The sequence below is a fragment of the Kitasatospora sp. NPDC091257 genome (genome assembly GCF_044757675.1).
Taxonomy (GTDB): domain Bacteria; phylum Actinomycetota; class Actinomycetes; order Streptomycetales; family Streptomycetaceae; genus Kitasatospora; species Kitasatospora lactacystinica.
Map to the genome: position 1 here is coordinate 1 of NZ_JBIVVI010000376.1, position 7,251 is coordinate 7,251.

The following is a 7,251-nucleotide window of genomic DNA, read 5'->3' on the forward strand; positions in this document are numbered from 1 at the left end:
CGGTAATCCTGCCGGGGGTGTGATGACGGTCACGCCGAGGTGGCGCTGTGCGCCCGGCGGCGGTACGGCGCGGGATGATGGGATGAGGTGCCCGCCCCCGGGGGCGCCCAGCCCCCGCAGGTCCTCGTACGAAGGTAGTCGGTCATGGCCCAGATCAACCCCAGCATCCTGTCCGCGGACTTCGCCCGGCTCGCCGACGAGGCCGAGGCCGTCCGGGGTTCCGACTGGCTGCACGTGGACGTCATGGACAACCACTTCGTGCCCAACCTGACCCTCGGCGTCCCGGTGGTCGAGTCGCTCGCCCGCGCCACCGACACCCCGCTCGACCTCCACCTGATGATCGAGGACCCGGACCGCTGGGCCCCGCAGTACGTCGAGGCCGGCGCCGGCTCGGTCACCTTCCACGTCGAGGCCGCCGCCGCGCCCGTCCGGCTCGCCCGCGAGATCCGCGCCAAGGGCGCCCGCGCGTCGATGGCGCTCAAGCCGGGCACCCCGATCGAGCCGTACGAGGACCTGCTGCCCGAGCTCGACATGGTGCTGATCATGACCGTCGAGCCCGGCTTCGGCGGCCAGGCCTTCCTGGACATCATGCTGCCGAAGATCCGCCGCACCCGGGAGCTGATCGCCAAGCACGACCTGGAGCTGTGGCTGCAGGTGGACGGCGGCGTCGCGGCGAACACGATCGAGCGCTGCGCGGAGGCGGGCGCGGACGTGTTCGTGGCCGGCTCGGCGGTGTACGGGGCCGAGGACCCGGCCGAGGCGGTCCGCAAGCTGCGGGACCTCGCCGACAAGGCGACGGCGGACGCCTGGTGGGCCTGCGGGCACTGAGGCCCGTCCGCTCGTCCCGGCTGCCGCCGGATGGCCGGGCACGGGTGGAGGAACGCCGCACCGTGGCGGATGATCGGTGGCGGCGCCCTCTGGGGCCCGCCCGGCCCCTCTCCGTACGGTGGTGGAACCGCGATGAGCAACCTCGACCTCAGGCCCGCCCCGGCCGGCTGCGGCCGCGAGGCCAGCGCCGGCCCGGTGAAGGATCTGCTGACGGCCCGTCAATTCCCGCTCGGCGGCAACACGGTGGTCCAACGCCTGCTGCCCAACCTGGGCCGCCGGATGGTGGGCGCCTGGTGCTTCGTGGACCACTACGGGCCCGACGACATCGCCGACGAGCCCGGCATGCGGGTCCCGCCGCACCCGCACATGGGCCTCCAGACGGTCAGCTGGCTCCACCAGGGCGAGGTGCTGCACCGCGACAGCCTCGGCAGCCTCCGGACCGTCCGGCCGTACGAACTGGGCCTGATGACCTCCGGCCGGGCGATCTCGCACTCCGAGGAGTCCCCGCGCCCGCACGCCCGCCACCTGCACGGCGCCCAGCTCTGGGTGGCCCTCCCGGAGGCCGGCCGGAACATCGCCCCCGCCTTCGAGCACCACCCCGACCTGCCCGTGGTCACCGGCCGGGGCCTGCGCGCCACCGTCATCCTCGGCACCCTCGACACCGCCACCTCGCCCGGGACCACCCACACCCCGCTGGTCGGCGCCGACCTCGCCCTCGCCGACGGCGCGGACCTCCGCCTCCCGCTCCTCCCCGACTTCGAGCACGCCGTCCTCGCCATGTCCGGCCGCGTCGACGTCGACGGCGTCCCGGTCGAGCCCGGCTCCCTGCTCTACCTCGGCTGCGGGCGCCCCGACCTCCCGCTGCGCGCCCACGGCGACGCCGCCGTCCTGCTCCTCGGCGGCGAGCCCTTCGACGAGCGGATCGTCATGTGGTGGAACTTCGTCGGGCGCTCCACCGAGGAGATCGCGCGGGCGCGCGCCGACTGGATGACCGGCGACCGCTTCGGCGAGGTCCACGGCTACGACGGCGAGCGGCTGCCGGCCCCGGAGCTGCCGGTGATTCCGTTGAAGGCGCGCGGACGGGTGCGCTGACCCGCGGACCGGTGCCGGCCCTTGTGATTCATCGGCCCGTACCCGCGGGACGGGTGCCGCCGACCGGCTCAGCCGGCGACGGCCGCTTCGGGTGAGGTGACCGCCTTGGCCGAGAGGGCGCGGCCGTAGCGGCGCAGCAGGAGGACGGCGGTGGTGGCGAGGCCGACGAGCAGGCCGAGCCAGAGGCCGCGGGTCTCGCCGCCGAGGGGGTAGGCGAGGAGCCAGGAGGCGGGCAGGCCCACGAGCCAGTAGCCGATCAGGGTGATGCGGAAGCCGCTCCGGGTGTCGTCGAGGCCGCGCAGCAGGCCGACGCCGATGTTCTGGGCGCAGTCGAAGAACTGCAGCACGGCGACGACGGCCAGGAGTCCGGTGGCGATCCGCAGGCCCTGCTGGTCGGCGGCCGCGCCGGGGTCGAAGTAGGGCCGCAGGACGAGGTCGGGCACGGTGAGGTAGGCGATGCCGACGAGGGTGGTGACGGCGGCGCCGCAGGCGAGTGCGGTGTTCTTGATCCGGCGGGCCGCGGCGTACTCGCCGAGGGCGAGTTCGCGGCTGACGTTGATGGAGGCCGCGTGGGAGAGGCCCACGGCGACCTGGAAGACGATGTAGATCAGCTGGTTGACGGCGGTGTGGGCGGCGAGCGCGGCGGCGCCGAAGCTGCCGGCGAGCAGGGCGGTGACGGAGAAGAAGCCGGCCTCGGAGCCGTAGGTGGCGGCGATCGGGGTGCCGAGGCCGAGCAGGCGGCGCACGGTGGGGGCGTCGGCGCGCCAGAAGTCCGGGCTCAGCAGGGGTGCGAGCTGCGGGTCGCGGCGGGCCGAGGCGTAGAGGGCGAGGAAGGAGAGCAGGTAGACGCTGCTGGTGGCGACGCCGATGCCGGTGAGGCCGAGTTTGGGCAGGCCCCAAGTGCCGTGGATGAAGAGCCAGTTGAGTCCGGCGTTGATGGCGACGGAGGCGATGGTGATCTGCAGCAGGGCCTGGGGGCGGCGCATGCCGACGGTGAACTGGCGGATCGCCTGGAACCAGAGGCAGGGGACCAGGCCGGGGGCGAGGGCGGCGAGCATGCCCTGGGCGCGGTGGGCGACGTCCGCGTCCTGGCCGAGCCAGGTGGCGGCCTGGCCGATGAGCACCATCAGGACGGCGCCAGCGAGGCCGGCCAGGGTGGCGACGGCCATCGCCGCCCGGACCAGGCCGCGGACCTCGTCGCCGTCGTCGGCCGTGTCCCCCTCGTCCCGTTCGGCGCGCGCGGCGGCGGCCGCGACCTGGTTGCCGACGGAGGTGACGAGGCCGACGCCCATGGTGCGCAGCTGGTTGAAGACGACCAGGGCGAGGCCGCCGGCGGCCAGGGCCTCGGTGCCGAGCACGCCCATCATGATGGTGTCGGTGGTGGTGAGGGCGACCTGGGCGAGCTGGGTGAGGGCGAGCGGGACGGCGAGGGCGGCGAGTGCGCGGCTGTCGCGGGCGAGGGTGGCTAGCTGCTGCATCGTGGGTGTCACGTTTCTCGGAAGTCAGGGCCTGCGGAGTTTGGTGAGCGTTTCGTCGATGTCGGCCTCCACGGCCTCGTCGAGCAGTGCGCGGGCGTTCATCCAGTCGTCGTTGAAGACGGTGTCCATGTACTTCTCGCCACCGTCGTTGACGAAGGCGACCATAACGGCATCCGGGGCCAGGGCCGGCAGGCGGTTCAGGGCCTCGTGGACGACGCCTCCGGCGGAGCCGCCGATGAGCAGGCCGGTGCGGCGGGCGACGACGCGGGCGGTCGCGAAGGCCTCGATGTCGCCGACCTTCACGCCCTCGTCGATGAGGTCGTAGTCCACCAGCAGGCCGATGGTGGCGCCCTCGGGGGTGCCGGTGCCGGACTGGTAGTAGTCGTGGGCGGGCGGCCCGAAGGCGATCGAGCCCTTCGGTTCGACGCCCACGACGGCGACGCCGGGCACGGAGCGCTTGAGCTCGCGGGCGGTGCCGCACAGGCCGCCGCCGGTGCCGACCGCGCCGATCAGCACGTCGACCCGGTTGTCGAGGGCCTGGGCGATCTCGCGGCCGACGGCGTGGTAACCGACCGCGTTGCTGGGGTTGTTGTGCTGCTCGGTGAAGAAGGTGTTGTCCTTGCCGCGGGCCATCTCCTCGGCGAGTTCCTCGCGGGCCGCGGTGTGGAGTTCCTCGCCGTCGGTGTCGGCGTCGACGAAGACGAGTTCGGTGCCCATCGCCTTCATGGCGCGCAGCTTGTCGGCGGCGGCGTGGTTGTCGACGACGGCGGTGAAGCGGTAGCCGCGTTCGGCGGCGACGACGGCCAGGCCCAGGCCGGTGTTGCCGGAGGTGGACTCGATGATGTGGCCGCCTTCGCGCAGGTCGCCGCGTTCCTCGGCGTCGAGGACCATCTGGCGGGCCATGCGGATCTTGGCGCTGCCGGTGGGGTTGAACATCTCCAGTTTCAGCAGCAGCCGGGCGCCGTTGTCGGCGCGGGCGAGTTCGAACAGCGGGGTGCGGCCGATGAGGTCGGACATCCGGCCGACCACCGGGGGGCGGTTCAGGGCGTCGGTCATGGTGGAGCTCCGTGGGGACGGCGGGGCGGGGAGGTTCGTGCGGGGGGTCAGCGGTCGAGGCGCCAGCGCGGGCGGTCGCCGTGGTGGTCGATGACGACCTTCGGCGGCAGTGGCAGCTCGTGGAAGGGGGACTCGTTGGAGTCCATCTGGTAGCCCGCGGTGTTGGGGTAGACGAGCAGGTCGCCCACCCGGGGCCGGGCGGGGAAGGCGATCTTGCGCCAGGTGAGCAGGTCGGAGTCCAGGCAGCTGGCCCCGCCCACGCAGGCCCGGTACGGCTGCCCCGGGGGCCCGGCGCGGTCGCCGAGCAGGACCGGGTCGGGCAGGTACTCGCTGTTGAACCACTGCTCGGACAGGCTGAGGCTGGTGCCGTCGACGGTGACGATGCCGTACCCGGCGCGGTCCTTGACGCCCTGGACGGGGAACACCGACGACCCGGCGCGGTCCAGCAGGGCGCGGCCGGGCTCCAGCAGGAGCGTCACGCCGGCCTGCCGCAGCCGCTCGGCGAGGCTCGGTCCGGTACCGCCGGGGCGGGCGGCGAGGATCGCGCGCAGTGCGTCCGCGCCGGCGACGGGGGAGTGGTACGGGTAGAAGTCGCCCGCGGCGAAGGCCTTCTCGCCGTGGTAGTGCCCGGGGCCCTGTTCGGTGAGGAAGGTGTCCCAGGCATCGGCGGCGACGTAGTCGACGGGGAAGCCGCCGCCGATGCTGATCCGGTCCGCCGGCAGGCCCGACGACCGGGCCTTGAGGCAGAGTTCGACGAGCTCTCCGGCGAGGTCGGCGCGTGGCTGGACCGCGTAGCCGGAGAGGTGGAAGCTGAAGCCCTCCATCCGTACGGTGTCCCCGGCCTCGGCGCAGCGCCGCAGGGCCTGGTGCAGTTGCACGTCGTCCAGGCCGAACCGGCTGCGCGGCTGGGCCGGCGGGTGCCGGCGCAGCAGGACGCGGACGGGACGGTCGGTGTCGAGGCCGAGCAGGCGCTCCAGTTCGTCGAGGGCGTCGACGGCGATCAGCGCGCCCTGCCGGGTGGCGACGCGCAGCAGTTGCTCGTTCTTGGCGGGGCCGGTGACGACGAGGTCCTCGCCGCGCACGCCGTGGCCGAGGGCGTCGCGCAGTTCTCCGAGGGAGGCGACGTCGACTCCGGCGCCGGCCGCGGCGCAGCGCTCCACGAACACGGAGGCCTTGTTGGCCTTCTTCGCGTAGTGGACGCGGCCCTCGACCCCGGCGTCGGCCAGGGCGGCGCGGAACGCGGCGAGGTTGTCGTCGAAGCGTTCGGGCAGCAGGTAGTGGAAGGGGCCGTCCAGCCCGTGGGCGAGTTCGTGGAGCAGCCCGCTGTCGTGGATCCGGTCGGTGAGCGGGTCGGGGTGGGCGGGCAGGCTCAGCGCCACAGGGCCACCTCGGTTCCGAGGCCCTGGGCGGCGGCGAGTTGGGCGAAGCGGTGGCCCAGCGCGATGTCGGTGACGACGAGTCCGCTGTTGTAGGCGAAGATCCGCTGCCCGGGGGCGGTGCGGGCGGCGGCGCCGGAGATGACGACGGGCAGCTCCAGGTCGACGGCCGGGAGCTTGCCGTCGGCGTCGGCCATGTCGGTGCCGGTGACGCGCATCTGGGCTTCGCTGGTGGCGATCACCCGGTCCGCCCGGTGGAGGGTGGAGGGGGCGAGGCCGTGGCCGACCAGGATCGAGACCGCGCCGGGCTTCAGCCAGTCGGCCTCGACGGCGGCGGGGGTGTGGCCGCCGGCGGTCGCGACGATGACGTCGGCGTCGCGGGCGGCGGCCCTGAGGTCGGTGACCAGTTCGAGCTCGCGGTCGGGGAAGTGCCGGGCGAGTTCGGCGCGGACGGCGGCGATGCCGTCGGGGTGGGTCCCGGACAGGAGGAGACGCTCCAGCCCGGGCAGGGCGGTGAGCAGGAACGGCAGCGCCAGGCGCCCCTGGGTGCCGGTGCCGATCACCAGCGCGGTCGAGGCGTCGGGGGCGGCGCACTCGCGGGCCAGCAGGGCGGAGACGGCCGGGGTGCGCAGGGATCCGATGCGGGAGCAGTCCATCATGGCGACGGGCAGGCCGGTGACGTCGTCGTAGATGGTCAGCGTCGTGTAGTAGTGCTGGTTCTCGCGGCTCCGGTCGAGACCGTGCTTGTAGGAGGTCTTGACGGCGACGACGTTGCGCACACCGTCGCGGCCGAGCATGGCGTAGGAGACGGAGTGGCCGTCGGCGGGCTTGACGGTGAGTTTGCGCGGGTTGTCGGACTGGCCGGCGGCCAGGGTGCGGTAGGCCTGTTCGACGGTGTCGACGACGTCGGCGAGGGTGATGTCCAGGCCGGCGAGGTCGCTGGTGGACAGTACGCGCAGGGTGGTGTCGTCCCGGTCCATGAGGGTGCCCTTTCGAGGTGGTGAGGCGGCGGCAGTGGTGGTTCAGGCGGCCCGGGCGGTGAGGGCGGCCTGGCCGTAGCCGTGTTCGTCGTGCTCGGCGAGCGGGCGGGTGGGGCGGCCTTCCACGCGTACCGAGGCGCGCTTGAGCCAGCGGTCGGTGCCGTCGTAGCGGGCCCGGAACGGCACCCGGCCGTGGACGACGAGGTCGTTGTCGACGACCAGGACGTCACCCGGTTCCAGGCTCACCGCGACCGAGACGCGGGCCAGTTCGTCACCGAGGCGCCGGTAGGCCGCGCGCCATGCCTCGTCCGCCTCGTCCAGCGGGGTGTAGGCGGGGTCGTAGCGCATGGTCAGGCCTTCGGGGGTGGACGACCCGCAGCGCGGCGATCGAGTGGCCGCCGAGCGAGAAGAAGTCGTCGGTGGGCCGGACGCCGGTGACGC

Annotated in this window: 7 protein-coding genes; 2 read left to right on the plus strand and 5 right to left on the minus strand. The window is 73.6% G+C overall.

Features of this window, described 5'->3' with window-relative positions:
* The first annotated feature begins 144 nt into the window (after positions 1–144).
* Positions 145–828 carry a ribulose-phosphate 3-epimerase gene (rpe, locus tag ACIQOV_RS18805; protein ID WP_359897365.1) on the plus strand — a complete coding sequence of 228 codons (684 nt, stop codon included), beginning with the start codon at positions 145–147 and terminating at the stop codon, positions 826–828.
* A 132-nt stretch (positions 829–960) separates the two neighbouring features.
* The gene (locus ACIQOV_RS18810) at positions 961–1,920 is read left to right on the plus strand and encodes a pirin family protein (protein WP_401049750.1); all 960 of its coding nucleotides are present in this window, start codon (positions 961–963) and stop codon (positions 1,918–1,920) included.
* 68 nt (positions 1,921–1,988) lie between these two features.
* On the opposite strand, the gene ACIQOV_RS18815 is transcribed toward ACIQOV_RS18810, so the two are convergent.
* Genes ACIQOV_RS18815 through ACIQOV_RS18835 form a run of 5 tightly spaced genes read right to left on the minus strand, consistent with a single transcriptional unit; the run spans position 1,989 to position 7,158 of the window.
* The gene (locus ACIQOV_RS18815; protein WP_401049752.1) at positions 1,989–3,398 is read right to left on the minus strand and encodes an MATE family efflux transporter; all 1,410 of its coding nucleotides are present in this window, start codon (positions 3,396–3,398) and stop codon (positions 1,989–1,991) included.
* Between the two features lie 24 nt (positions 3,399–3,422).
* Positions 3,423–4,454, minus strand: a complete 1,032-nt coding sequence (locus ACIQOV_RS18820; RefSeq protein ID WP_401049754.1) for a cysteine synthase family protein — start codon at positions 4,452–4,454, stop codon at positions 3,423–3,425.
* Between the two features lie 47 nt (positions 4,455–4,501).
* Positions 4,502–5,833, minus strand: a complete 1,332-nt coding sequence (locus ACIQOV_RS18825; RefSeq protein WP_401049757.1) for a Y4yA family PLP-dependent enzyme — start codon at positions 5,831–5,833, stop codon at positions 4,502–4,504.
* Positions 5,824–6,810, minus strand: a complete 987-nt coding sequence (locus ACIQOV_RS18830) for an ornithine cyclodeaminase family protein (RefSeq protein WP_401049759.1) — start codon at positions 6,808–6,810, stop codon at positions 5,824–5,826. Before ACIQOV_RS18830 ends, ACIQOV_RS18825 begins: the two co-directional genes overlap by 10 nt.
* Before the next feature lie 42 nt (positions 6,811–6,852).
* Positions 6,853–7,158, minus strand: a complete 306-nt coding sequence (locus tag ACIQOV_RS18835) for a TauD/TfdA family dioxygenase (RefSeq protein WP_401049762.1) — start codon at positions 7,156–7,158, stop codon at positions 6,853–6,855.
* Positions 7,159–7,251 lie beyond the last annotated feature (93 nt).

What these genes read in the sequence shown, in the direction of transcription:
- rpe (WP_359897365.1), top strand. Translation starts at nt 145, where the DNA reads ATGGCCCAGATCAACCCCAGCATCCTGTCCGCGGACTTCGCCCGGCTC.
- ACIQOV_RS18810 (WP_401049750.1), top strand. Translation starts at nt 961, where the DNA reads ATGAGCAACCTCGACCTCAGGCCCGCCCCGGCCGGCTGCGGCCGCGAG.
- ACIQOV_RS18815 (WP_401049752.1), bottom strand. Translation starts at nt 3,398, where the DNA reads ATGCAGCAGCTAGCCACCCTCGCCCGCGACAGCCGCGCACTCGCCGCC.
- ACIQOV_RS18820 (WP_401049754.1), bottom strand. Translation starts at nt 4,454, where the DNA reads ATGACCGACGCCCTGAACCGCCCCCCGGTGGTCGGCCGGATGTCCGAC.
- ACIQOV_RS18830 (WP_401049759.1), bottom strand. Translation starts at nt 6,810, where the DNA reads ATGGACCGGGACGACACCACCCTGCGCGTACTGTCCACCAGCGACCTC.
- ACIQOV_RS18835 (WP_401049762.1), bottom strand. Translation starts at nt 7,158, where the DNA reads ATGCGCTACGACCCCGCCTACACCCCGCTGGACGAGGCGGACGAGGCA.